The following is a 25,160-nucleotide window of genomic DNA, read 5'->3' on the forward strand; positions in this document are numbered from 1 at the left end:
GCTGGACACAGGTCGCTTCTTCGATGCCACAACATCCAGTGTGGCTTCACGCAGCGTCGTGGTGGTGGTCATCACGGCACCTTTCCCGCCGAGTCCTCACTCAGCGTGTCGGTGCCGGAAACACCGTTCGTTACACAGTCTCTTAGAGACAGAGCCGATCTCGTGATAGTCCCGCGTGTCGCCGCCCAGCCCGATGGTGGGGCACGCCTCCTGTCCGCGCGTAAGACAGCATTGCGTTATTGAGCCCAACGTAGTTGCTGGAGCGTGATGTCGGCGGGATCTCCGACTTGCCTACATAGGATTGTCGTAGGTCAGTATCGCAGGACTTTTCGGGACAGCGGTAGCCTCGTCGTTGCCGTAATCTTCGGCCCGTGTTTCATATTCTCCGTATACAAACGACATGACGGCGATGCTCATCGTCGCCCCGTCCGGCTGGCGGCGTATCGCCGATCGTCTCTGGTTTGACGCCACATCGGAGCGGCGGGACCGGACGCTGCGGATTCTTTCCTGGTCTGTGCCCGCTGTCGTGATGGCGGTGCTGGGGTTCCTTGGCGCTTCATCACCGAGCCTGTGGGCTGATGAACTGGCGACCTGGGTTCTGGCAACTGCCCCGCTCGATGACCTGTTGCGGGTGCTGAAAAACGCCGACGCCAGCATCGGTCCGTACTACCTGTTCATGCATGGGTGGATCGGGGTGTTCGGCGACTCGGAGTTGGCCATGCGTGCGCCATCGATACTGGCGATGACCGGTGCAACCGCGCTGACCGTTGGGTTGGGTACTCGACTGGCCGGGCGGAGGGTGGGCGTGATCGCCGGGCTGCTGTTCGCACTCATGCCGGCCGTCTCCCGCTACGCGCATGAGGCGAGGCCTTACGCGTTGGCCGTTTTCTTTGCCGCGCTGGCGACGTACTTGCTGGTTCGCGTGCTCGATCGACCTAGCACGGTGGGGTTGGTGTGCTACGGGCTGGCGGTGCTGCTTCTCGGCCTAGCGCATTTTGTGGCGCTCATGCTGCTTGCCGCCCACGGATTGACGGTGCTTTCCATGTGTCGCAGTCTGATCCGGCGTTGGTTGGTGGCCGCGGCGCTCGCGGTCGTGGCGATCACGCCGCTGATGTATCTGGGGCAGCGGCAACGAGGCCAGATCTCGTGGATTCCGGAGTTGACCGGCCTGCGCCTGCTCCAGACCCCGGGGGTGCTGACCGGTTCGCTTCTGATGAGTGGCACGCTGCTGGTCCTGGGTTTTCTGGCGTTCTCTTGGCGTGCACCGGCGCTGGTGTGGACGCTGTGGGCTGTGCTGCCGACGATCGGGCTGGGCCTGGTCTCGGTCGGTGTGCCGATGTGGTTGCCGCGCTATCTGCTGTTTACCCTGCCGGCCTGGGTGCTGCTGGCAGCGACCGTGGTGTCACGCCTACGGATCCTGCGGGGGGCGGTGTTCTTAGCGCTGGTGGGGGTCCTGGTTGTCTACGACCACGTGCAGATCCGCGGGGGTGCCGGGCACACACACGATTCCCGGGCGATCGGCATGGTGCTCAACCAGCATGCAGTGTCCTCCGACGCCGTTATGTATGGCAAGTTCGACGAGGACTTCGGTCCTCGCTTGGCCGTTGCGCGCTATACCGATGCCGCCCACCGGCCCAACGACGTGCTTGCCGAGGTGCCGGCGATGGCGCAGGGCAATTTCCGGGCGGTCGAATGCGTTTCGGCGGTCGAATGCGCCGGGGATCCCGATCGGGTCTGGGTCATCCGGCCCGGTAACAGAACTGATGTTCTTGCGGGGATTGGCAAGGACAGGGAGACCCTGTTGAGAGCGGGCTACGTCACGGCGCAGACCTGGAACCTGATCGGCTTCACGGTGGCGCTTCTGACGCGCAAAGCGCCACCGGCGGCGTCCGGCGGGATAGTCAAGAAGTAAGTGAGCGTTACGTCAATCGACTGATCATGACGGCGGATTGGGTGACCTGGCGGCGATTGTTGTTGCGCTAGCGGGTCTCCTGCCCAGTCAACCGGCGTAGCATCAGCCCGATCAAAGCGATCTTCACCATGTCTTCGGCGTGGGCCGTCAACCGCTCATAGTCGCGTGCCAGGCTGCGGCATCTGACCAGCCACGAAAAACTGTGCTCTGCCCGTGCACCGAACCGTCCAACGTCAAAGCCATCCGCCGCATCCCTTGGACTCGTCGTCGCGGACTACAGGATCGGCCGGCCAGCACATCCACATCCGCCCACACCACAAAAAGCACGTCAACCGGTTGGCCCTCGAAGGGAACCTCATCAGTGGATTTGGGCTAAGGCGGTCGTGCATTGCGGTAATCGCTACGGTCAGCAGGAGTATCCAACCGCCTCAGCAGGTACCAGCCCGGTCCGGACTATTATCACTTTGGTGTGGTGCGTTCAGCCGCTGACTGGGCACACCACACCACACCACACCACATGGATCAGCTGATGAGGTTGAAGTTGCTCCAGTTGCCGTCACTGAACTGCAGCTGTGCGAGGACTCCGCCGGTGCCGTTACCGCGGTAGAGGTAAAGCAGGCTGCTGGCAACGCTGCGGGTGATGACATCTGTTCGGCCGTCGCTGGTGAAGTCACCGCCGGCGACCATGCTGTTTATCGCGCCCCAGTCGCCGACCAGCACGGCGGATTGGAGTCCGCCTTGGTCGCCGCCCCGGTAGAGGTACACATTGCCGCTGTCGCTGCGGCGAGCGAGCAGGTCGGGGTTCCCATCGCCATCGAAGTCACCAGCGCCGGTGAGGTGGGAGAAGATGCTCCAGTTGCTGGAGCTGAGTGTGACGAAGGAGTGGAATCCGCTGTTACCGTTGCCCCGGTAGAGGTACAGGATGCCGCTGGCCCGGCTGCGCCCGACAATATCGACCTTGCCGTCACCGTCCCAGTCGCCAACGCCGACCAGGCTGCTGAAGCCGGCCCAGTTTGAGGCAATCTGAACCGCGGCCAGAAGGCCCCCGGCGCCATTGCCGCGGTAGAGGTACAGATTGCCCGAGTCGCCGCGCCGGGCGATCAGGTCGGCATGACCGTCACCGTTGAAGTCGCCGACCGGAACGATGATATCGAATGCGCTGAAGTCACCCAGCAGCCTGTAAGAGCTGATCCCTCCACTGCCGTTACCCCGGTAGAGATACAGGTTGCCGGAGTCTGCTCGGCGGGCGAGGAAATCTGCTCGACCGTCGCCGTCGAAGTCGCGGGTGGGCGTGCCTAGCTTCTTCGCCAAAGCGATGAGGCTAAGCGCGATCCCCTGTGCCTGGTCGTACCGCTCGGGGAAGGCCGAGATCTGGACGGCCTGAGCGATCTGGCCAGCGGTGTAGTTCGGGTGCTGCGCTCCCACTGTCATCGCAGGGGTGAAGAACCTTGTTGCCGCATAACGTACATTCATTATTTGCTCCGGTGTACCCCACCCTTGCGAGGGCCGTTGCTGAAAGACCCCGAGTGAGTCCCGGTCCCCACAGTTCAAGTTGTTCATCCGTGACTCCACCCAGCCGGCCTCGAACCCGGCGAGCATGACCTTGTCAGAAACACCCAAATTTCGGCCGACCCGGTAGACGGTCTGCACCACGTAGGGATCGTAGGTTGTGGGATACGAGGAGCATGCGGCAGACGCGGGGTTCGCTGTGACAGTGAGGTAGCTGGTACCAATGCCGGCTATCAGTGCAAACGCAGCGATGAAGGTTTTGGGCCATCGTCGGCCCGGATGGTAGATCGAGATCATGAAGTGGCTCCTTTGCCTGCATGCGGAACGGGTTCGTCATCGGACGCCACCTGTGGCGCTCCCGCGCCCAGCATCTGCACTGTTGACGCACGTATGAAAAGCGAGCGCTTCAATGTGGCACCTTCCGTGTTCCGGATTGCGGTTTGCGGATTGCGGGTTGCGGAAGGCCGGAAGGGTGCCACGCTCAGGTCATACGATCGGTACGCGAGCGGCACACAGGGCACGCATCAAGCGATGCGCGCCCGCGCGACGGACAGCAGCCCGCATCTGGCATCCTGGCCGGCGGCTTACCCGACGTCTCCCTGCGTTTGCGGGAGCCCGGGGTGAGATTTTCCCCCGGGCGACCCGATCGGCCTTCCACGCGAGATTGTCGCGGTTGGACACTCTTCCGCGGCGGTTCGCGTGCGAGTAAACCCATTGGGCTGCTGGGCATTCGGTGTACTAGCCCTTATACGCGGCGGACGGTGTAGCTCGAGCTGTTCAGGTAGGGCCTGGCGTCGACCGCCTGCACACCCTTGGCGACTCGCCAGATCCCGGACTGCTCGAGGATCTGCTTCGGGGCTGCCTCGAGCGCCCACGGGACGCCATCGGAGGTCTTGCCGAGGTACATGGCGACGTGGCCGGACTTGAGCAACAGGTCGCCACGGCGGATGTTCGCCCTGGACACCGAGGGCAGATTCGCGTTTATCATCTGCGCGGTCGACGTCCAAGGGAAGTAGACTCCTGCCGCCTCGAACATTTTGTAGATTAAACCGGAGCAGTCGAATCCGTACCATCCTGGCCGCAGCACGTAGATATAGCTCTGGCCGCAGTTTCGGCCGTCAAAATGCATCTCCGTGGTGGGCGAGGCTCCGAACCGGTAGTCGCCGCCCCAGCAACCCGTGTAGAGGGACTTCCCGACCTTGGATTGCCCGTACGCGATCGCCGCCTCGATCTGGGCGGACGTCATCGATGTTGTGACGTCGCTGGCGTGTGCGGTGCTGGGGGCGAACGCGAGCCCGACAACGATGGCGAACGCGGCGATTCCGCGGGCAAACCCTGACCGTTTCATTGTTGCTCCTTCCGTTCCGATGACGGACGAACGGTCGCAGGTGCTGGTCATACAGCCGGTATACGAGGAGCACACAGCGCGCACACATCAGGGGACAGGCACACATCAGGGGGACAGGTCAAGCTGCTCCAGCCACGCCCGCACCTTATCGGCGTCTGGGTGGTCGAGACGCTCGAGTATGCCAAGCGCCTCCTGCCAGGCGTTGCGCGCTGATTCGATCTGCCCGGCGGCCTGGTGAGTCTGGCCAAGGTGGGTAAGCGGTATCGCCTCGTGGTAGCTATCGCCCGCTGCCCGCAACTCGAGAATTGCCTCGCGGTAGGTGTCCGCGGCCTGCTGGTAGTCACCCATCCGGTGACGTGCGAACCCCAGGCTGTCCAGCGATTGTGCCATACCCTGGCGGTCACCGAGTTCCCGGTAGAGCGCTACGGCCCGTTCGCAATGCTCAATAGCCTCAAGGTAGTTGCCCAGCTCCGCGTGGAACCAGCCTATACTGTTTGACGACTGTGCCTGCCCCACAAGGCTTCCGGCCACTCGGTAGAGCTCGTATGCCGCTCGGGCGTGTGCCAGGCCGTTGCGGTTGTCGCCCTGTGACTCGAAGGTAGCACTCATGCATAGATGGGTGTATGCCTGCTCGCATGGATCGTCAAAATGCTGATTCAGTTCGAAGGATCTTTGCAGATGGATTTGTGCATCCGCGGTTTGGCCAAGCCGGTTGTAGGCAAGGCCCAGAGCCCGCTGGGCGTGCGCTTCGCCCGCGCGGTCGCCGAGCTGGCTGGTCGCCCTGACCGCGACCTGCTGGGTCGCTACCCAGTCGTGCCAGTGACCGCTACGCGACAGAAAGGTGGACAAAGCCGACGCAAGTTGCCATGTGTACAGGCTCGGGCGTTGGCGCGTGGCTGCGGCTTCCACCGCCGCGAGCAGCGCTTGATGCTCTGCCGTGAACCATGCGTGCGCCTGTGTGGGCTCGGCGAAGCCGTGCCGGGTGACACCCGGTTGCGCTGGCGGAAGCGAAAGCACAGTCCGGTTGGGATAGATCGTGAGCGCTGCAGCATAGGACGTATGCAGGTAGTGGTCTAGCATCCGCTGTACGGCCAAGGCACGGTCCTGCTCGGTGTCGTCGGCCTCGGACCGTGCCGCAGCATAGGCACGCAACAGGTCGTGCATGGTGAACCGCCCTGGCAGGTGCTCGGCGATGAGATGGGCGTGAGCGAGCTCGCCCAGGCGGATGGCGGTCTCCTGCTCGTCCCAGCCCGCTAGGCTTGCCGCGGCCGCGACGCCGATGTCGGGGCCGCAGTGCAGCCCCAGCAGGCGGAACAGGGCCGCCGACGCGCTGCTGACCCGGCGGTAGGACCAGGAGAAGACACTACCGACGTTTACCACGTAATTGTTGTTGGCCACCGACTTCGGGGCGCCGTGCGCCTCCGCCAGCTCCGCGCATAGCGTTGTCAACGAGAACCTGGGATGCGTCGCAGCTCTTGCCGCCGCCAGGCTCAACGCCAGCGGCAGCCGCGCACAGTGCTGCACGATGCCGGCGACCGCCGTCTCCTCAGCGGCGACCCGCTGGATGCCAAGGCGGGACACGAACAGCTGCCTGGCCGTGCAGTCGTCAAGTACGTCCAGGGTGAGCGGGAACGCCGCCTGCGCCGCGATCAGTCCGGTCAGCTGGTTGCGGCTGGTGACGATCGCGACCGAGCCGGGTGTGCCCGGAAGCAGCGGCGATACTTGCTCGGTGTCGAGCGCATTGTCAAGCAGCACCAGCATTCGCCGACCGGCGATCAGCGTGCGGTAGAGAGCGGTTTGAGCGTCCAGACCGGAAGGGATTTTCTCCGCGGGTACCGCGAACGCGTCCAGCAGGATCCGGACGGCCTCTGCAGTGGTCATCGCCGGCCCGTTGGGATCGAACCCCCGCAGGTTGAGATAGATCTGGCCGTCGGAGAACCGTTGGCTGGCCAGGTGGGCCCAGTGGACGGCGAGTGTTGTCTTGCCCACGCCCGCCGTGCCCATGATGACAGCCACCATCGGCTCGGTGGGCGCGTCAAGGGCATCGGCGATCAATGCGTTGAGGGTGCCCAGCTCCATGTCACGGCCAACGAATCCGCGCACATCCATCGGCAGCTGAGCCGGAACGGCCACGGTCGTGGGCTCGTCGCGTGCGAGCGACGGCTGTCCTTGGGCGGGTGCGGCCTGGTCCGGCACGCCCGCCAGGATCACCCTTTCCAGGTCCCGCAGCTCGGCGCCGGGCTCCAGGCCGTACTCCTCGATCAGTGTCTGGCGAGCACGCCGGAATGCGGCCAACGCCTCGATCGTGCGGCCGCTTCGGTGCAGAGCCGTCATCAGATGGGCCACCAAGCGTTCCCGCGCGGGATCGGCGGCGATCGCGTCGGTCAGCTCCGCGATGATGCCGGCGTGGTTTCCAAGGCCCAGTTCGGTTTCGAACAGGGCCTCCCGCAACGCATTGCGCTGCTCCTCGAGGTGAACGCGGACGGTGGCGGCGAACGGGGCGCGCACGCCGGTCAAGGCGTGATCGCCGTTCCAAAGTTCCAGGGCGGCCCGCTGAAGGCGCACCGCATCCGCTGGGCTGTCGGCGTGCCGAGCCTGCGTCACAAACGAGGTGAACCGGGTGAGGTCCAATTGTCCGGTATGGATGATCATCTGGTAGCCGGCTGGCCGGCGCAGCACACTGGCCAGTGCCCGTCCGCCGACCACGAGAGCCTTTCGCAGCGACGACATCATGTTCTTTATCTGGCTGTGGGCGGAATGCGGCAGCGCCTCGCCCCACATCGCGTCAATGAGCTGCTCCATCGTGACAACCCTGTCGCGGTGGAGCAGCAAGTAGCCGAGAAGGTCGATCTGCTGACGCCGGGAGAAGGTGAGCTGCCGGCCGGACACCTCCACCTGTACCGGCCCCAGCAGACGAAACGTACAGTCTGCATCGTGCACGACCATGACTGGAGTTTATGTGCGTCGATGGTGAGGGCAAAGCCGCCGCCGGGCCCGCGATCGCGACGCACTTTGGAAGCCCGAAGAGCCTGTCCGAGAACAGGCGTCGACGAATACTCCTATATTCCTATACATAATAAACACGCGCATAAACGGCCGAACATGCGATGAGTTTTGGTTCTGGCGTGGCGGTGCAGTTTGACGCTGTCTCTGTGCGCCTGACTTTCCCCGGTTCGCTGTGCTGCGCCGCACGTCGACACCGCCGAATTATCGCTCTCTATGGGCAATTGTCGCGATGGGCACGTTCGCCTGGCAGGCGTGGACACAAGTGCATGGGTAAGGGCGGCAGCGAGATCGCAAGGGAGGAACTGTAATGCCCGAAGATACAGCGGTGGATGCCGCTGTCGTGTGGCCGCCGCTTGATCAAGCGTGGCTACGGGTACGGGAGATGCAGACCAAGCTGCACCGTTGGGCGGTAACCAATTTCGACGGCAGTAGAAGTACAGGAGACATTGCTTGTTCTTGGCCCGGTTGATGAGCCGCCGCTGGCACCGGTCGCACCACACGATGCCTTTGAGGTAGTGGTTGTGGTTTCGCTCGCGCACGCCACCCGCTCGGCGGGTGTCGAGCATGACCTGGACCCGGTCGAAGATCTCCCGGGATGTCAGCGGCTGGTGCCGTCCGGATACTCGATGCCTTGGCGGGTGACGTAGCCCAGACAATAACGGTCAAGCAGGATTTGGCCGAGGTCCAGCGGCGCGGTGAGGATGGGAAGTGACGATGTCTGTGCGAACCGGCCTGGCGATACTGGTACTGCTGGTCATGCTGATCCTCGGCGGCATCGGCATAGCCCGCAACTGGCGCAAGCCTGTGGGCTGGCACCGTGACATGGTGACGACCACTTATAGCTGGCTGGGGGCGATGCCGGCACGATGGGCGTTCTACCGAGCCCTGCCAGCGCTGTGGGCGGCCATGGCCGTCTTCTGGCTCGACATGGCGGCGACCGCGTGGCTCAAGGGCGGCGACGTCACGCTTTACCGCCTGGCAACCAAGCTCGCCGATTGGAGCGCGCCCGGTACGGGCGTCCTGCTTCTCATCGCGATTTCGGTCTTTCTCGTCAGCCGGCCGCACTTTCTGATCTTTCCGGCGCTGCGCTCGCAGCCATACCTGCTGCAGGTCTGGGACAACCCTGGAATGAGCCCGGATGGGGGACCGGCCGACAGTGGGGAAGCGGACGCCACGGGCGACCTCGGCGAGCGGGCCGAGCGCCTGACGTCATCGCGCGCTGGCGTGGGTCAAGAGCTTGCCGGGATCGGCGAACGTGACGTTGTCCAGGGCTGGATGCGTGAGCTGGGCCCGCGCTCCGGTCACACGGTCTTTGTCCACCGCTCATGGGGCACGGTTTACGCGGTTCCGGAGAGAAAGGCGGGCATCAGTGTACTTTGGACCGACGGGCCCTCCACGTGGTATGCCGTGCTACCCGGCGCGGCGCGCAAGCAAAACCTGACCCTCGAGCAGGCGGAGCAGATCGTTCTGGAGGCGACTACCTCGTCCGGCCCACCGCAGTGGCCCGACTGGGAACCGCTGTAGGGGCCGGCGGCCTTTGACACCGGGCGCACGCGCCGCAGACCCTCGGCCAAATGAACGCACAAGTGGGCCGTGGGGTAATGCGGCCGCACCGAAGCAGTCCAACGCAGCGGGCGTCCTGCCGAGCGGGTGGTGGCCAAGCAACTGCGCATTCCGGTGGGTGATCCGGTGGTCTCGTTTCGCCCGGCTGCGCCTGGCCGACGATGTGCCCATGGTGGTGGAGCGGACGTCGATACCCCGTGCGCGCACGGGCAAGCCAGCCATGGACGCCAAGTTCATCGGGACCACTGGGTGCATCGGTCGAGTTGGGCGGCGGGGTCGGGGGAGTTTGGTGTAGATGGGTACGATCACGCGCGGCTATGGCGTCCGGGGCCGTCGGGTGAGAAGTTGGGAACATTTGATGAGCAAACGCGTACTGGCATTGGTTTTCGCCGCGGCTTCGCTGGCACCGTTGGCGGTCGTGGTTCAGGGCTATGCGCTTGCCGAGGCGCCGGCACCGGTCTGTGGGGGTGTGTCCGTGGGGGCCGCCGAGGTGGCCGTGTCCGACGAGACGCGCGATCGGCTGGGCCGCAACGGATGGCCGGACAGCGGAATGGGGGTTGAACGCACCGAGAGCGGGCATTATCGGTTCCACACGCCAGACGCCTTCGGTGGTACGGGGCCGGTCAACCAGCGCAACATCGTCTCGGAGGGAACGCTGGAGAATCCGGTCGCTCATGGCGTCATCGCTGCTGCGCCGCTCAAGGGTGTTCCCGAGGGGTACCAATGGGCCGGTGGCGGCCCGATCTGGCGTTCACCCGACGGGACGGTGCTGAAGATCCTGCACCTGGAGCGGTACGCCGCCAACATGTTCTATGCCGAGCTGCATCTGGGCACGCATGACCCGGCGACGGGGGTCACCACCTACCTCGGCCCGTTGGTGCGACCGACGGTCGACTTCGCGACCGCTGCCTCGCTCGGGCAGATCGCCGACGTCGGAATGTCGTCACTGACATTGATCGACGGATACCTGTATGTGTATTTCCCGGACTTCTACCTCGACGGCAGCGGCCGCCCGATGAACACGGCCCTGTCCGTGGCGCGGGCCCGCGCCGAAGACGTGGTTCGTGCGGCCAAGGCCGGCACGGTGACACCGTGGCACAAGTACCACAACAGCATGTGGAATTCCCCCGGAGTAGGCGGAGCGTCAACGGATCTGCAGCCCGGTCAATCCATGCTGTGGGCGCCGCACGCGGTGCGGACTGTTGATGGCGGCGTGATTGTGGTGGCGCCGATCAACGAACGCGAGGTCGTGATGACGACGTCGCGGGATGGCGTCCACGACTGGAGTCCTCGGGTGCCTCTGTTCCGCGATCCGGATCGCTACAACGCCTACGTGACGGTGGTGGGCACCGGCTCGGACCCGTCGTTGGTGGACAAGGACTTTTTCGTCTACCACACGCAGTTCATGGGCATGGAGCCGAACTGGTCCAATGTCCAGCTGGTACGCCACCGCGTAGCCTGCACCGCCGCGACGGCACCGGGCACGACCGCGCTCATCCGATACCTGGACGGTACCGGTCATCACCGGGTCACGGTCGGAGCCGTCCAAGAGCCGGGCGTCTATCCTCAGTTCGGCGGCGTCTGGGGCCTGCTGACCGCCGAACAGCCGGGCACCCACCCGCTGTACGAATGCCGCCAAGGTGTGCGCGACTACTTCGTCTCCCGGGATCGGGGCTGTGGTGGCCGGAGCGTCGCACTGGTGCGCACGCTGGGTTGGATCTACGAGTCGAGGCCGGCTCAGGATTCGACACCGCTGTATCGCTGTGCGCTGCCGGCCATCGCGGACCACTTCGTTTCGATCCTGGCCGACTGCGAGACGCCGGACGCGGTCCAGGAAGGATTGCTGGGTTACGCACTGGCCACATCCCGTACACCGTTTTCGCGCTTCCATGACGGCAAGGATCACTGGGAGTCCACCGACCGGGTGTCCGGGTCCTACACGCTGGAGAGATCGGGCTGGTACCTGGAGAACTCCCGGCTACCCGGCACCATCCCGTTGTATGGCTGCTCATACGCGATCCCGGGCGGAGTGAACCACTTCATCTCCGTCACCTCGAACTGCGAGGGCCTGACCATGGTCCGTCTTGAGGGGTACATCCATCTCGAGCCCCCGCCCGGCGGCGATTATCGGCCGCTGTACCGGTGCTTCCGTGCGCCGGGCAACGACCATTTCATGAGCACCGACGAGAACTGCGAGGGCGTGTCCGGCGCGGTCCGGGAGGGGCGGCTCGGGTACGTCGCGCTCACTGCCGGCTTCACCGTCTGACACGCGGCGGGTGCGGCCGCGATCGTGCGACCGGTCACTACCCAAACGCCGGCCAGTCCCCGTCACGCTCCAGTTCACCGGCTTCTTCACCGCCACCGACACCTATGACGGTGTGCACCCCAGCGCGGCAGGCGACCGGAAGGGCTCCGACAACTGGTATCAGCTTCGGCTGTATCGCCTCATGGAACGGCACCGACGCCGTACCGGCCAAAACCACCTGCAGACCACGCTGACCGAAAAATCAGGCGGCTCCACGGTTTTGCCACCGCGGGGCCGCCGCCTTCGTGTTCCTGGGTGGAGGTGCCGTACCCTCCCGTGAAGATCGACACCTCATCCGGCCAACAGATCGTGAATGGGCCCCAACCGAAGAGGGAGCCGGATGGAGACGGATACAAATGTCGATGTCGATGTCGATGATGCTGAGGTGGTGGCGCGGTCACGTGCTGATCCCGAATGCTTTGCGGTGCTGTTCGACCGCTACTTCCTGCCGTTGCACAGATATGCGTCCCGACGTCTCGGGGGAGCCGCGGGCGATGATGTGGCGGCCGAGACGTTTCTTGTCGCCTTCCGTGAGCGCGGCCGGTTCGACCCGGCGCGCGGCTCCGTGCGCGCGTGGCTCTACGGGATCGCGACCAACCTGATCCGGGGGCACCACCGCGCGGAGGAGCGCGGCTACCGGGCGCATGCTCGCTCGGCGGCCGAGCCCCGCTATGCCGCCGAAGAGGAACGGGCCGATGCGCGCATCGCCGCGGCGGCGGCCCGTGAGGTGCTCGTCGCGGCCCTCGCGGATCTGTCCCGGGGCGACCGCGACGCGCTGCTCCTCGTCGTGTGGGGCGAACTGTCACATGAGGAGACCGCCGAGGCACTCGGTATCCCGGTCGGCACGGTCGGCTCCCGCCTGCATCGGGCGCGGCGCCGGCTGCGGGCCGCACTCGACGACTTCAACCCTTCGAACCAAAGGTGATTGACATCATGGATGAATTAGAGCATCTCGCCGGTGCCCGCTCGGTCGACCCTCCCTCGCCGGAGACGGTGGCGGTTTCCCGCGCGGCCCTGATCCAGCTGGCCGGATCGACTTGCGGCACACCAGCCGTGCGCGCACGGTGGACGCTGAACCTGCGCACGCGGATCCTTGTGCCGGTCGCTGCGACGGCGCTCACGGTCGCCGCGGGCATCGTGGTCGTCATGAACGCGGGCGGCACCGGCGCGCCGAACATCGCCGGATCGGCCGGCTCAGCGGCCCCGTCGTCGAAGCCGGCGGGTGTGCGCGCGTGGGACAGCACGAACGCACCCCAACTGCTGCTCGTCGCCGCCGACCAGGCGCAGCGCGACACGGCACCCGGCACCGGAAACCACTGGGTGTCCACTGTGGAGCACGGGTCGCTGTTCCCGGTCGGCCCCAAGGACAACCGCTACGCCATCATGACCCGCCGCACGGAGATCACCTGGAAGCCGCTGGTGCCCGGCAAGGATTTCGTGTTCGTCTCCCGGTGGGCGGGCGCCGAGCCCGCGTCCGACAAGGACAAGGCCGCCTGGCGCGCCGACGGTTCGCCGACGAGCTGGCCGGTCGACGATTGCGACCCGAGCCGGGTCTACACCGCCGCCCCGGGCGGGCCGGACACCGGCGTGCGAATCCCGCCGGACGCCCAGCCGGACCCCGGCGTGCCCCACGTCCAGATCTCCCCGAGAGCACGGTTCGAGCCACACAGCCGGTTGTTCGAGGTCGTCGGCGAACGCCTGACCGCTGACCAGATCCGCGCCCTGCCGTCCGACCCAGAGGCGTTGCGGGCGTGGCTCCTCGGCGTCATCGAGAAGCAGAACCTGCCACGCGGCAACGCCGTGGAGGCTGGCGAGTCGCTCTTCGACGCGGTGCTCACGCTGGTGCTCGGCACGCCGATCACGCCTGTGGTCCGCGCCGCCGCCTTCCGGGTGCTTGCAGGGGTGCCGGGGATCCGGTCGCTGGGCGTCGTGACCGATGCGAAGGGACGCACGGGCGTTGCCGTGTCCGTCCAGCGTAACGACACCGTCGAGGAGCAGAATGCGGATTCCGGCGGCCCGTACGAGGTGAGCCTCCTGCTCGATCCGGAAACCGGCACGGTGCTGGGGCGGCAGGACCGCGCCGTGCAGCCGGCCGACTACATGAGCTGGGTGCCGGCGGGAGCGATCACGTCGTATCAATTGGTCGACAGCTTCCGGTGGACCAATGACGAGCCGCCTGCGATGCCGCTTGCCAGCGGCTGGGCTCCGAGGCCCGCATGCTGAGGCTCCGGCGCCTGTGCGCTTCCATGATCGTGGTTGTCGTCGCGGCGGGTTCACTGGTCACCGGCACCGCCCCGGCGGGCGGTGCCGCGCCGGGCGCCGATCCGCATGCCCGCTGGGTCACCCTCGTCACGGGTGACCGGGTGCTTGTCCGCCCGTCCGGTGCCGACCTGCGGCTGGTCACCGTCGAGCCGGGCAAGGGCCGCCGGGCCATGCGGTTCAACCACCGGACCCGCGATGGTTGGCACTACGTCGTTCCGGCCGACGCCGAGGCGTTGGTGGCCGCGAACGTGATCGACAAGCGGCTGTTCAATGTGTCGCTGCTGCTGCGCTGGGGCTACGACGACCGCGGCCGTGACACCCTGCCGCTGCTGGTCGCGGGTGGTACGGCGGGGCTGCGCTCCGAGCGGGCGATGCCGAGCATCGGCGCGGCGGCAGTCACCCTCGAGAAGGCCGGAGCAACGCAGTTCTGGGCGGGCATCCGCCCGGCCGGGCCGTTGCGTGCGCTGGCCGGTGGCGTGACCCGGATCTGGCTCGACGGCAAGGTGGAGGCGCTACTTGACCGCACGGTGCCGCAGATCGGCGCACCGGCGGCGTGGCAGTCCGGCTACACCGGCGCGGGCGTGACGGTCGCGGTGCTCGACTCCGGCATCGACACCACGCATCCCGATCTGGCCGGCGCGGTTGTCGGTGAGCGCGATTTCACCGGCAGCGCAACGGGTCCGCGTGATCTGCTCGGCCACGGTACCCACGTGGCGGGCATCATCACCGGTGACGGCACGGCTTCGGGCGGCAGATACCAAGGGGTGGCGCCGGATGCGACGCTGCTCAACGCCAAGGTGCTCCGTGACGACGGGTTCGGCCGAGAATCGTGGCTGATCGCAGGCATGGAGTGGGCCGTCGCGGAGGGCGCGCGGATCGTGTCCATGAGTCTCGGTGCGTCGTTCGGCACGCCCGCCGATCCGATGGCCGAGGCGGTCGACCGGCTCACCCGGCAGACGGGCACGCTGTTCGTCGTGGCGGCGGGCAACAGCGGGCCGGGCGAGGACACCATCAACAGCCCGGGCACCGCCGACCTCGCGCTCACCGTCGGGGCGGTCGACGGGCAGGATGCGGTGGCCGGCTTCTCCAGCCGCGGGCCACGCCAGTCGCGCGCCGGGATCAAGCCCGACCTGATGGCACCGGGAGTCGGCGTCGTGTCGGCGCTGGCGCCAGGATCGCTGATCGCGAAGCGGGAACCCGTGGTTGACGGGCACTACGTCGCACTGTCCGGCACCTCGATGGCCACGCCGCACGTGTCCGGCGCGGCGGCACTGCTCGTGAGCCAACACCCCGACTGGCGGGCGGAGCGGTTGAAGGGTGTGCTGATGGGCAGCGCCACGGCGCTCGACGGGGCGAGCGTGCACACGCAGGGCACCGGACGCGTCGATGTCGCCCGGGCCGTCCGGCAGCCGGTCTTCGTCACACCGTCCAGTGTGGACGTCGGCGTCGCCCTGTGGCCGCACGGGGACGACCAACCGATCGACACCACCCTGACATATCACAACGACGGGGACGCGCCGGTCACCCTTGACCTGTCGCCGCGGATGCGCGGCCCGGCGGGTGACGCGCCCGCGGGCATGTTCACAGTGACGCCGGCCGAACTTGTTGTGCCCGCCCGTGGGACGGCGACCGCACGGCTCACCTCCGACACCCGCGTGGAGGCACCGGACGGGCGTTACGAGGGCACGGTCGTGGCCACCGGGGGCGGCACAGAGATGCGCGTTCCGGTCGCGCTGGTTCGGGAGGTGGAAAGCTACGACGTGACGGTCACCGGATTCGACGGCACCGGCGCGGCGCCCTATGAATTGCTCGCCGGTTTCGCGCACGTCGACACGGGCGACCACCACGTCGCGGTCGCCACCGATGGCGTGGGGCGGGTCCGGATACCCAGGGGCACCTACTTTGTGGTCGCGACCATCAGCACACCGATCGGCGACGGGTTTTCCCACGTGCTCACGGCCGAACCGGCGTTCGTCGTCGACGGCCCGCGCACGCTGGTGGTCGACGCGCGCAAGGCGAAACCGGTCGCGTTCCGACTGGACCGGCCGGATGCCGCGTTCGTCGGACAGTGCCTGATCGGGTTCTTCCGTACCATGGCCGGGCAGGTCAACAGCGATGAGACCATCGGACGGGTGGAGCTGCTCGCGGTCATCCCGTCGAGCACGTCGGCACCGGCCGACCAGTTCACCTACCAGGTGATCGCCCAGGCGGGCCGGTCCGACGGCAACGGGGGCTTCACCAACTCCCCGTACTCGTACCTGGTGAACTGGACGCATCCCGGCAGCATCCCGGCCGACCTGACGCCGCGCATCCGTGACGCCGATCTTGCCCGGGTCACGCACCGCATCGCCACGAGCGGACCGGATCAGCGGGCGTGGTTCGGCCCGGTCGGCCCGCTCGCGGTGCCCGGCACGATCACCCAGCTCGTCAGCCCGGGTCTCCCATCGCAGACTCCGGTCGGGGTGTATGTGGGCGGACGAGGACCGGACGACGGCTACCCGGACATCGCCTACTACCCGGCCTCGGTTACCTACCGGCCGGGAGACGCGGTGCAGCGGCGGTGGAACGTCGGGGTGTTCGCCCCGACGCTCATCGACGACTACGAGTTCGTGCCCTACCTGGCCCGGAGCGGTAACCGACTGTGGGCTGGTGTGCCACTGTTCGGCAGCGGCGTGGGTGGTCAGGCCGGGACAAGCGCGACCGACACGATGCGGCTGGCGTTGTTCAAGGACGGCACGCTCATCGGCGAGTCGCCTTACCAGGCCGAGGTCTTCGAGGTACCGGACGACCCGGGCGCTTATCGCCTCGAGTCCACCGCCACGCGCAGCGTCTCGACGTTGTCCACGCATCTGTCGGCGGCCTGGACGTTCAGGTCGTCCAAAGTGGACGAAGTCCTGCCGCTGCTGGCTGTCGGCTTCCGGCCGCAGCTCGACGAGCACAACCGGGCGCGGGCGGGGCGGCTGGCGACGTTCCCGGTGTCGGTGAGCCAGGCACCGGGTGCGAACGCCGGGCAGGTGACCGCGCTGACCGTGGACTTCTCGTTCGACGACGGCCGCACCTGGCACCCGGCAAGGGTCACCGGCAGCGGGGCGGATCGGTGGGTCACGGTCGTGCACCCGCCGGGTGTGCCGTTCGTTTCGCTGCGGGCCAAGGCCTCCAGCGACCGAGGCGTCACGGCGGAGCTGACGGTCGTGCGCGCCTACAGCCTCCGCTGACCGCTCAGTCAGGTCTCCCGGACCGGTGGTTGTCACCGGCCCGGGAGACCGGTCTGCTCGGTCGGGTTCAAGACGATGCCGCAGACGAATCCGCCTGCTCATCGCGCCCGCGCCACTGCGCCGGCCAGCTTATTGCGCGTGTGCGGTCCTTCCTTGTCAGACCTATGGTCTCTGGGTGAGGAGGTGGGCTTTGTAGCCTTCGCCTACGCCGGGTTCGGGTGTGCCGTTCCAGTCGCGGATGAGTACGGCGCCGCCGGTGCAGCCCCACGGGTTCCAGGTCCATGCCAGGTAGGAGATGGCGTGCGCGTCGGCCCACCTGACCAGCCGGTCCATGTAGTCGTAGCCGCAGTTGTCCTGACCGAACTCGCCCAGCACCACCGGGACCTGAGCCGCGAGCGGGGCGATCTGGCTGTCCCAGCACGACTCGTTGGCGCAGGCGTTGAAGCTGTACGCATGCCACGACGCGACGATGTTGTTCAACGGGTCGTTCGGCTTGTACACCAGCCACTCCCGCATGTCGTTGGTCCATTCCAGCCCGCTGACCATGAGGATGTTGGTCGCGCCGGTCGCGCGGACCGCGTCGACCAGATCCTGCATGCCGGCTGCCTCATACGGCAGCCCGGCGCAGGTGCCGCCGTCGCGCAGGCACTGCCAGCCCAGGGTCTTGTTCCATTCGGCGGGCATGTCCGGGTACGGCTCGTTGAACAGGTCGAACACGACCGCGTCGTTGCCCTTGAACGTGTTGGCCACGCTGGTCCAGAACTGCGGGGCATACCGCGCGTCGGGCATCGGCTTCTGACAGACCGCGGCCGCGTCCTTGCAGTGCCATTCCGGGCTGTTGGTGTAGGCGCCCCAGTTCCAGTGCAGGTCGAGGATCACGTTGATGCCATTGGCCACCAGCAGGTTCACATATTCCTTGACGCCCTGCTGGTAGGTGGCCCCGCTGGGTGTGCCGTTGAGGCCCAGCCAGCACTCCTCGTTGAGCGGAACCCGTACCGCATGAATGTTCCAGGTCTTCATCGCGTCGACCGACGCCTGGTCCACCGGGCCGAAGTCCCACTGGCCTTTGCCTTGCACGCAGGCGTACTCGCCGCTGGAGCGGCTGACACCCAGCAGCCGGTACGGCCGCCCGGCCGCGGTGACGATCCGGTTGCCCGACACCCGCAGCTTCGGCGCCGGGCCACCCGGGCTCGGGCTGATGCTGGGGCTGGGGCTCGGTGTGGGGCTGGCGGTCGCCGTCGGGCTGGGTGTGATCACCGATCCGGTGCATGGGATGTTGTTGATGGCAAACGATTGCGGTATCGGGTTGACGCCGCGCCAAGAGCCGATGAACCCGATCGTCGTGGAGGCGCCGGTGCGCAGCGATCCGTTCCAGCTCATGCTGGCCGCCGACACGCGGCTGGCGGACTGGGACCAGGTGGCGCTCCAGCCATGCTCGACTCGCTGGCCGGTGTCCGGGAAATCGAACGTCAAGGTCCAAGAGGTGAGCGGGTCGCCGAGGTTGGTCAGCTTGACATCGCCCTGGAACCCACCGGCCCACTGCCCAACGACCGTGTAGTTCACCGAGCAACCGGTGCTCGCCGCCGACGCACTGCCGGTGACGATCGCCGCGCCGGTGGCAGCGGCCAAACTCGCCAAAGCGGCCGCCATGGCCGCGTTGCGATATTTCATCGGGATCTCCTCTGGCATCTGAGGTGACCCGCAGGAACGCTTCGGTATCCTTCTTAGTTAATTTCCCTATCAAAGTCAAGAGCGCAGATCTCCGCGCACCGCGGGGGCGGCGTCCTTGCGGGACGCCCTTATCGCTGGAGGCGTAGCAGCGTGAGTTCGCTTTGCAGGACAAGCACCGCGCCACCGATCGCGGCGGCATCCGAGCCGTTGACCGACGGCACCACCTCGATCGGGTGGAGTCGGCGGGCGAAGCTGCGCCGCTGCACCTCTTCCTGGATGACCGATTGGTAGATCGAGCCGGCCGCGGTGAAGCTGGGCCCGGCCAACACGACACGGTCGAGATCGAACAGGGTGGTCATCGTAACGGCGGCCGTGCCGAGAAGGCGGGCCGAGGCTTCAATCAGGCTCCGCGCGACCGGATCACCCGCGCCGGCGGCTGTCGCGATGCGCCCGAAACCGGTGAGAAAGTCGGTGCCGGCCGGGTCAAGTCCCAGCCGCTGCCCGAGCCCGCCGGTCGTGAAAGCCTGCCTGATCACGGCTGAAGGTCCGGCGTAATTTTCGAGGCAGCCACGGTTGCCGCAGCCGCATTCCTCGCCGTTGACCGCGTCGATGGCGATATGGCCGATCTCTACGCTGTTGGAGGACGTGCCGCGGTACACGTCGCCAGCGACCACCACCCCACCGCCGATGCCGCTGGCCATGTAGATGCAACCGTAGACGCTGCCGGGCTCGACCGCGCCCAGCCAGTACTCGCCGATCGCCGCCGCGGCCGCGTCGTTGTCGAGCAGCACGGGCAGCTTCAGGACCTCCGACAACCGCTGCGTGATGGGATAACCCATCCACTCGTCGGTCGGCTGAGGGGTCAGCAGCACACCCGCCTGCCGATCCTGCGGGCCGTAGCTGACCAGACCCACGCCCAGCACCCTGGACCGGTCCACACCCGATGTGGCCAATAATCCGTCCACCCGCGATGCCAACACCGGAAGCGCTTGGTCCGGCGGCATCAACGCGGTGCCCTGGAACGAGGTGCGCGCCACCGGCCGGCCCGCCAGATCCACCAGCACCACCACGCACAGGTTGCGCTCGAACAGCACCCCGACGCTGTAGCAGGCCGGCGGGTTGAGCTGCAACAGGGTGGGGGGCTTGCCGCCGGTGGAGGCGCCCCGCCCGACCTCGACGACCAGTCCCTCGCCCATCAGCTCACGGACAACCTGGGTGATCGTCGGCCCCGTCAAACCGATACTGGCCGCCAGCTCAACCCGGCTGATCGTGCCCGCCGCACGAATCAGATTGAGCACCATCCCACGAGTCTTCGACCTGCCACCCCCGACCAGACTCGTGAACATGCGCGCTCCTTCGCTGCGGAGGGACCTTCCGCAAATTAGCTTACTAACTTTGTCCCTTTCCGCGCCCTGGCGATCGGCGCGCGCCGCCGCGAGCCGGCATGCAGCTTCAGGCCCTCGCTTCACCGGGCCCTCGCTTCACCGGCCCGCGCGACAAAGAGCGGGCAAGCGGCTACCACACCTCAGTCCGCCGCCTGCGGACCCGCCTATAGAGCTGGTGCGCCAGCCGCGCCGCGGGCGGAGCCATGACCACAAGAAGAATCAATAATCCCAGGGCGGTCGCCGCCAAGGCATAGAAATGCGGAGAGGTGGCGGGAGCCGACGAGACGCCGCGAAGCCGCCAAGGCGGTGAGATGACGGTCAGGATAGTGCCTTGTGCCTCATCCACGGCGACGGTGGCATGGGCCGCATAGCTGGTGTCAGCGTGATCATGGACATGGTCCGCGTGAACATGTCCCGGAGCGAGAAGCTCTCTCGAATCACGCGAGCGATCGCGCTCGTCCCCAAGCAGGAAGATCCTCCCGTCGGGAACGACAATGTCGAACCGGCCGAACACCTCATTGGCCCCCCACGCATACGGCTCCTGCAGCGGTTCACCGTTGAGGAGCAGGGCACCACCGGTGCCACAGCAAGAAATTCGGTCGCCGGCCACCGCCACCACCCGAAGAACGAACATGTGCCCGGTCGGTACGCCGGGCCAGTGAGTACCTTTCACGAGGACGACGTCACCGCGCTGAGGACGACGGGCGTTCCGCTCAGCGGGATCGACCAGCGCGACCTCGCCGATGCGGAAGGACGGCGCCATCACACCGGTAGTGGCGACGTATGTGTCATAGCGGATCGTCATCACAAGCAGGCCGGCAAGCAGCAAGAGCAATCCGCCGACAGCACTCGCCCTTCGAGCATTCATTCTCATTCCCGTCTCAGATCCTCTGTGCGAAGGCTTCGCCCCGTGACGATGCTTGCCGCGCCGAGGACGATGACGGAGGCGACAACAACCAGCGGAAGCATCGCGTCCAGCGTGCCCATGTGCCATGGTCGATGGACATCGTTAAGCCGCAGCACAGCGTTGCCGGCGAGGTGGCCGACTAATCCACTTGCCCCGATCACCAATCCAAGCGGGGTCAGAAGCTGGATCAATTGCACTGCCCGCACGCCGCGAACCCGTATGCCGAGCACGCGCAGGGAAGCCACGTCGCGTCTGCGCTCCACCGCCCGATCCACCGCCGCGATGGCGAACGCCAGGATGCCGAGCAGGAAACCGACGAAGGTGCCGGCGGAGAGCACACCGCGCTGGTGGTAATAGGTCTCCAGAAGGACGATGTTTTCAGCCGGGACGTTAAGGCGAAGGTTCGGTGAGATCGCGGCCGCCGCTGCTTTGAACTTGGTCAGCTCTCCCTTTTCTCCGGAGACAAGGAAGGTCACGTCTGCGTCCGGCGTCCAGCCGAATACAGGCTCGCTTCCGGTGTACAGCAAGGAAGCGCTAGCCGCGTTGGCAAAAAGCGAGCCCTGCGGGACAACGAGCACATCGGCGGGGACGGGGATCTCCTTCTTCGTGCCGCTCGCGTCGAGGAAGGTGACGGGTAGGCCGGCAGGGATGTCGAAGGGCGACCCCAGCATGCCCTCCTGCACGAGGCGATACCAGCGGCCGTCGCCGCAATTGCCGACGTCGGAGGTGACCAACGTCTTGAGATCACCGCAACGTATCGTCACGAGGTCAATGCCGACATACTTGATGAGATCGGCGATCCCATTGGGCGACTCTCCCGGTTGCACAGGCGTGATAGCACTGCGTTGCACCGTCCATCGATAGGATGCGTCCAGTTGAAAGCTGCGCTGCAACAGTTTTGGGTCCGTTTCCGGTCCGCCGGCGATCTGTACCTCGTAGTTGGTGACGACGGGCCCAGCGCGCATAGCCAGATCCCGCATGACACCTTCGCCGATGCCTGCCACCAGAATGAGCAGGGCGACGCCCGCCAGCAGACGGATGGTCGCCGATGGCTCCCACACCATCCGTCTGGCGGCAAGTCTCACCGACGTCGGAAAGCGGTCATGGGTGAGCAGGGATCCAGCGGCGGCGAGCAGAGGACGCAAACCAATCAGCAGGCCCACACAAGCGGTCAGCACCCCGCCTAACACGAGCCACCCCATCGGGCCTGTCATCGCGACACGGATAGGGAGATCGTCTGTCCGATCCGGCACGACGAGCAAGGGATAAGCGAGTATGCCGAGCCCGATCATCAGTGGGAGCAGCAGGGCCATCCGGGTTGGCCCGTCACCCGTGTCCGCCCGCCCCTCAACCGGCCGCGCGAGTGCGCGCCGCAGGCCGATCGCGCCGACAAACGCCGACACGGCCGTGATGACGCCGATGATGAGCACGGCATAGCCCGTGGAAAGTTCGGCGGTTTCCGGGAACCAGCGGAAGCCGATGATGCCGGAACCTGCTATCACGGGGTTGACCAGCTGGAAGAGCCCAATTCCGAGCACTGCTCCAACTCCGCCTGCGAGAGCCGCCTCGCCTGCGGCCAGGCGCAGCGCGCTCGATCGCCTCAGCCCCAACAGACGAAGCGCGGCATAGCGCCGGGCCCGCGTAGCCGCGGCAAGTCTGGAGCAGATGACCAGATAGATGACAACAGGCGGCAACACAAGCATGGCAAGCATTTCGGTGAGTCCCGCCTGCTGCTTGTCGAGAGCGAACTGATCGCGACTACCCCATCCGATGGCTTGATGGAGGTCACCTACGTCGTCCCGGCGCACACCGATGTAGGCGAACAACTCGTCCGGCCCCAGCAGGCCCGCCGGTCCGATGGTGCCGATGACGGCTCCTGGCACCACCTGCCGTAGCGCGGCGTCATCGGCGAGAGCCGCGGAAAGCTGCGGGGACACAACGGATTCACCCGGACCGGGTAGCCGTGAAACCCCTGGGGGCAGTGGTGCGTCCGGCCGGACTTCGGCGACAAACACGCGGCCCAGGCGGTGGCCATTCCAGACCTCGGTGGCCTCGGAGAACAGGAACCGCTCCATGCCTTCGTTGGGTGCCGGTCTGGTCGCACGCGCGGCCACCACCGCTTCGCGAGCGTCCAGCACCACGGGAAGCGCGGCAACCAGGGTGGCACAGAGGACTCCCATGGCGATGCCAAGGGTCATGAGCGCGAGACGGACCGCACCGGCCGGGCCTCCACCTCGCATGAGCCGCAGTGTCAGCCTGATCATGAGGCCGCCTGCCCGCACCGGCCGTCGGCAATCCTGATGACGCGATCCGCCTGCGCGGCCACCCGCTCGTCGTGCGTCACGATGACGACCGCCGCACCATCGTCGTTCGCAAGCTGAAGCAGCAGATCCAGCACGACCATGCCGTTGGCCGAGTCGAGCGATCCTGTCGGTTCGTCGGCGAAGAGGAAGGACGGCCGATGGGCGATCGCCCGCGCCACTGCGGCGCGTTGCGCCTGGCCGCCCGAAACCTTGCTCGGTCGGCGTTCGGCATGGTCGGCGAGCCCGAGCCTGTCCACCAGCTCGTCCACTCTGGACACCCGCTCGCGGCGCTTGACACCATTGAGCTCCAACGGAAGTGCGATGTTCTCGCGAAGCGTCAATTCAGGCACCAGTTCGGCGAACTGGAACACGAACCCGAATCGGGAACGCCGCAGATCTGACCGCTCGTCGTCTGGAAGCCTCGCCAGATTGGTTCCCGCGAACCGAACCTCGCCGGAGTCCGGCGCGATCAAGCCGGCCAAGCAGTACAGGAGTGAGGACTTTCCCGATCCGCTCGGACCGACCATAGCCACGATTTCACCTGATGCGATGGTGGCGCTCGCTCCCGCGAGCGCCACTGTGTCCCCGTAACGAAGGTGGACCTTCTCCGCTACGAGATCACCCAGAGACGGTAGTACCATTTGTCGTCCCGGTTGACGCGAAGCCCAGCGTGGGGGCAACCGCCAACACGGCAGCCCCCGTGATGCTATTGAGTCGCATGCCGGCAAGCGAGCAGCCGGACACGGCATGGCTAACGCTCACCTTGGACCTCCCCGTGTATTTCCATCGGTCGACCGCTGCGCCCGACCCCGGTTCAAAACCATAACGTGTCAATGTTACGGCCGTCGATGACGAGCGAGGGTTCTCCCGAAGACTTCGAAGATTTATTGGCTATGCACCGAAATGTTCCTGGTGCTTTGGTCGCAATGGGTGCACGTTTGACCGGTGACGGGACCAATTTTTCGAAGTGACCGCGACCTTCAGGCGACCATTGTCGAGGAGCTTCGTGGCGATCCTGGCATTGAGTCTGCGCTGATCAAGGTGTCGGTGCGCGGCGGTGCGGTGCGGCTGTCCGGCGAGGTGCCGAGTTGGCGGGAGAAACTTGCGGCGAGCCGATCGGCTATGCGAGTTCGCGGTGTCAAGGCCGTGGGCGACGAAATGACGGTGAGCAGGCCCGCGTGATGCGCGGCGGCGTCGTTTCCACCTGGTGGGGTAGGATGGGAGGTAATCCGGGAGACGACATCACAGTTGAGGTGCCAGCCAGGCCGGCTGCTTAGGGACATGTGATGTCAAAGCCTCGTTTTGCGCCCAATCTCCTGATATTGGCGCCCACCTCTGCGCGAGCGTCCACTCTACGCCTGTGGATCGCATCGAACGGTGTGCACAGCGGCCTGCTTGACGGAGCATGGTGGCCCAGGTCGCATGATGCCGCGGCGGAGCTTCCGGCGCTGATTATGTGCATCGATGGGGCACGCGGCACCGTCGCTCGTCTTGTGCTGCCGGTTGATGGCTGGGATAGCCACCCACGCCGATTGAACATGGGCGATCGCCCGCTGTTGCTGGACTATTTCGCCAGTCAGCCCGCGTCCCTGCTCACCGCCTTCTGCGCCGGTGGCGACCGCGTCGATCTTCTGGTGTTGCCGCCGGAGACCGCGCCGGACGAGGCACACGCCGCGATGGCGATGGTCGCTGTCGGCTCGAATCGCCTCACCGCGCCTTATCCGCGCTGAGCATCGCTCATCGCACCCTGCGCACGCCACGGCCGCTGCGGTCC

16 protein-coding genes and 1 pseudogene are annotated in these 25,160 nt (G+C 66.3%); 8 read left to right on the forward strand and 9 right to left on the reverse strand.

Features of this window, described 5'->3' with window-relative positions; translation table 11 throughout:
* The first annotated feature begins 529 nt into the window (after nucleotides 1-529).
* Entirely contained in the window at nucleotides 530-1,912 is a 1,383-nt protein-coding gene (locus tag DM816_RS06030) for a glycosyltransferase family 39 protein (protein WP_246001640.1), read from the forward strand.
* A 522-nt stretch (nucleotides 1,913-2,434) separates the two neighbouring features.
* Here the strand turns inward: DM816_RS06030 and DM816_RS45660 are convergent.
* From DM816_RS45660 to DM816_RS06050, 4 genes and pseudogenes are all read right to left on the reverse strand, one after another.
* Nucleotides 2,435-3,223 (reverse strand): FG-GAP repeat domain-containing protein, encoded by a 789-nt coding sequence (locus DM816_RS45660; RefSeq protein ID WP_425455220.1) that lies wholly within the window; start codon nucleotides 3,221-3,223, stop codon nucleotides 2,435-2,437.
* 6 nt (nucleotides 3,224-3,229) lie between these two features.
* Nucleotides 3,230-3,610 (reverse strand): annotated as a pseudogene (locus DM816_RS45665) (FG-GAP repeat domain-containing protein); the annotation flags it as partial.
* Between the two features lie 556 nt (nucleotides 3,611-4,166).
* The gene (locus DM816_RS06045) at nucleotides 4,167-4,820 is read right to left on the reverse strand and encodes an NlpC/P60 family protein (RefSeq protein WP_211588560.1); all 654 of its coding nucleotides are present in this window, start codon (nucleotides 4,818-4,820) and stop codon (nucleotides 4,167-4,169) included.
* 54 nt (nucleotides 4,821-4,874) lie between these two features.
* Nucleotides 4,875-7,715, reverse strand: coding sequence for an AfsR/SARP family transcriptional regulator (locus DM816_RS06050; RefSeq protein ID WP_117209123.1), 2,841 nt, complete (start codon nucleotides 7,713-7,715; stop codon nucleotides 4,875-4,877).
* A 774-nt stretch (nucleotides 7,716-8,489) separates the two neighbouring features.
* Between DM816_RS06050 and DM816_RS06055 the strand changes: the two genes are divergently transcribed.
* From DM816_RS06055 to DM816_RS06080, 5 genes are all read left to right on the forward strand, one after another.
* Nucleotides 8,490-9,299 carry a hypothetical protein gene (locus DM816_RS06055; protein ID WP_117209124.1) on the forward strand — a complete coding sequence of 270 codons (810 nt, stop codon included), beginning with the start codon at nucleotides 8,490-8,492 and terminating at the stop codon, nucleotides 9,297-9,299.
* A gap of 397 nt (nucleotides 9,300-9,696) precedes the next feature.
* Complete coding sequence (locus DM816_RS06060) at nucleotides 9,697-11,604, forward strand: hypothetical protein (protein ID WP_117209126.1); 1,908 nt, start codon at nucleotides 9,697-9,699, stop codon at nucleotides 11,602-11,604.
* A gap of 379 nt (nucleotides 11,605-11,983) precedes the next feature.
* The gene (locus tag DM816_RS06070; protein ID WP_117209127.1) at nucleotides 11,984-12,568 is read left to right on the forward strand and encodes an RNA polymerase sigma factor; all 585 of its coding nucleotides are present in this window, start codon (nucleotides 11,984-11,986) and stop codon (nucleotides 12,566-12,568) included.
* Nucleotides 12,569-12,576: 8 nt separating this feature from the next.
* Nucleotides 12,577-13,866 carry a CU044_5270 family protein gene (locus DM816_RS06075; protein WP_162907152.1) on the forward strand — a complete coding sequence of 430 codons (1,290 nt, stop codon included), beginning with the start codon at nucleotides 12,577-12,579 and terminating at the stop codon, nucleotides 13,864-13,866.
* A gap of 23 nt (nucleotides 13,867-13,889) precedes the next feature.
* Nucleotides 13,890-17,120: a S8 family peptidase gene (locus DM816_RS06080; protein ID WP_162907154.1), complete on the forward strand. Its 3,231-nt coding sequence runs from the start codon at nucleotides 13,890-13,892 to the stop codon at nucleotides 17,118-17,120.
* Between the two features lie 162 nt (nucleotides 17,121-17,282).
* Here the strand turns inward: DM816_RS06080 and DM816_RS06085 are convergent, their stop codons facing one another.
* The 5 genes from DM816_RS06085 to DM816_RS06105 form a co-directional block, all read right to left on the reverse strand.
* On the reverse strand, nucleotides 17,283-18,791 hold the full coding sequence (locus tag DM816_RS06085) for a cellulase family glycosylhydrolase (RefSeq protein WP_117209176.1): 1,509 nt from the start codon (nucleotides 18,789-18,791) through the stop codon (nucleotides 17,283-17,285).
* Nucleotides 18,792-18,919: 128 nt separating this feature from the next.
* The gene (locus DM816_RS06090) at nucleotides 18,920-20,137 is read right to left on the reverse strand and encodes an ROK family transcriptional regulator (RefSeq protein ID WP_117209131.1); all 1,218 of its coding nucleotides are present in this window, start codon (nucleotides 20,135-20,137) and stop codon (nucleotides 18,920-18,922) included.
* A gap of 169 nt (nucleotides 20,138-20,306) precedes the next feature.
* Nucleotides 20,307-21,011 carry a signal peptidase I gene (gene lepB, locus DM816_RS06095; RefSeq protein ID WP_162907155.1) on the reverse strand — a complete coding sequence of 235 codons (705 nt, stop codon included), beginning with the start codon at nucleotides 21,009-21,011 and terminating at the stop codon, nucleotides 20,307-20,309.
* Nucleotides 21,012-21,046: 35 nt separating this feature from the next.
* Nucleotides 21,047-23,281: an FtsX-like permease family protein gene (locus DM816_RS06100; RefSeq protein WP_162907156.1), complete on the reverse strand. Its 2,235-nt coding sequence runs from the start codon at nucleotides 23,279-23,281 to the stop codon at nucleotides 21,047-21,049.
* Nucleotides 23,282-23,343: 62 nt separating this feature from the next.
* Nucleotides 23,344-24,027, reverse strand: coding sequence for an ABC transporter ATP-binding protein (locus DM816_RS06105; RefSeq protein WP_117209136.1), 684 nt, complete (start codon nucleotides 24,025-24,027; stop codon nucleotides 23,344-23,346).
* A gap of 304 nt (nucleotides 24,028-24,331) precedes the next feature.
* Here DM816_RS06105 and DM816_RS06110 point away from each other — a divergent pair, with 304 nt between their 5' ends.
* Both DM816_RS06110 and DM816_RS44225 read left to right on the forward strand, forming a co-directional pair.
* Complete coding sequence (locus tag DM816_RS06110) at nucleotides 24,332-24,568, forward strand: BON domain-containing protein (protein WP_117209138.1); 237 nt, start codon at nucleotides 24,332-24,334, stop codon at nucleotides 24,566-24,568.
* A gap of 104 nt (nucleotides 24,569-24,672) precedes the next feature.
* Nucleotides 24,673-25,116, forward strand: coding sequence for a DUF5994 family protein (locus DM816_RS44225; RefSeq protein WP_246001634.1), 444 nt, complete (start codon nucleotides 24,673-24,675; stop codon nucleotides 25,114-25,116).
* Nucleotides 25,117-25,160 lie beyond the last annotated feature (44 nt).

It is taken from the genome of Allorhizocola rhizosphaerae (assembly GCF_003426775.1).
Taxonomy (GTDB): Bacteria; Actinomycetota; Actinomycetes; order Mycobacteriales; family Micromonosporaceae; genus Allorhizocola; species Allorhizocola rhizosphaerae.

Coding starts and splice junctions, on each gene's coding strand:
- DM816_RS06090 (WP_117209131.1), bottom strand. CDS start 20,137: ATGTTCACGAGTCTGGTCGGGGGTGGCAGGTCGAAGACTCGTGGGATG.
- DM816_RS06045 (WP_211588560.1), bottom strand. CDS start 4,820: ATGACCAGCACCTGCGACCGTTCGTCCGTCATCGGAACGGAAGGAGCA.
- DM816_RS06105 (WP_117209136.1), bottom strand. CDS start 24,027: ATGGTACTACCGTCTCTGGGTGATCTCGTAGCGGAGAAGGTCCACCTT.
- DM816_RS06055 (WP_117209124.1), top strand. CDS start 8,490: ATGTCTGTGCGAACCGGCCTGGCGATACTGGTACTGCTGGTCATGCTG.
- DM816_RS06100 (WP_162907156.1), bottom strand. CDS start 23,281: ATGACCCTTGGCATCGCCATGGGAGTCCTCTGTGCCACCCTGGTTGCC.
- DM816_RS06075 (WP_162907152.1), top strand. CDS start 12,577: ATGGATGAATTAGAGCATCTCGCCGGTGCCCGCTCGGTCGACCCTCCC.
- DM816_RS06050 (WP_117209123.1), bottom strand. CDS start 7,715: ATGGTCGTGCACGATGCAGACTGTACGTTTCGTCTGCTGGGGCCGGTA.
- DM816_RS06060 (WP_117209126.1), top strand. CDS start 9,697: ATGAGCAAACGCGTACTGGCATTGGTTTTCGCCGCGGCTTCGCTGGCA.
- DM816_RS44225 (WP_246001634.1), top strand. CDS start 24,673: ATGTCAAAGCCTCGTTTTGCGCCCAATCTCCTGATATTGGCGCCCACC.
- DM816_RS06080 (WP_162907154.1), top strand. CDS start 13,890: ATGATCGTGGTTGTCGTCGCGGCGGGTTCACTGGTCACCGGCACCGCC.
- DM816_RS06085 (WP_117209176.1), bottom strand. CDS start 18,791: ATGAAATATCGCAACGCGGCCATGGCGGCCGCTTTGGCGAGTTTGGCC.
- DM816_RS06070 (WP_117209127.1), top strand. CDS start 11,984: ATGGAGACGGATACAAATGTCGATGTCGATGTCGATGATGCTGAGGTG.
- DM816_RS06030 (WP_246001640.1), top strand. CDS start 530: ATGGCGGTGCTGGGGTTCCTTGGCGCTTCATCACCGAGCCTGTGGGCT.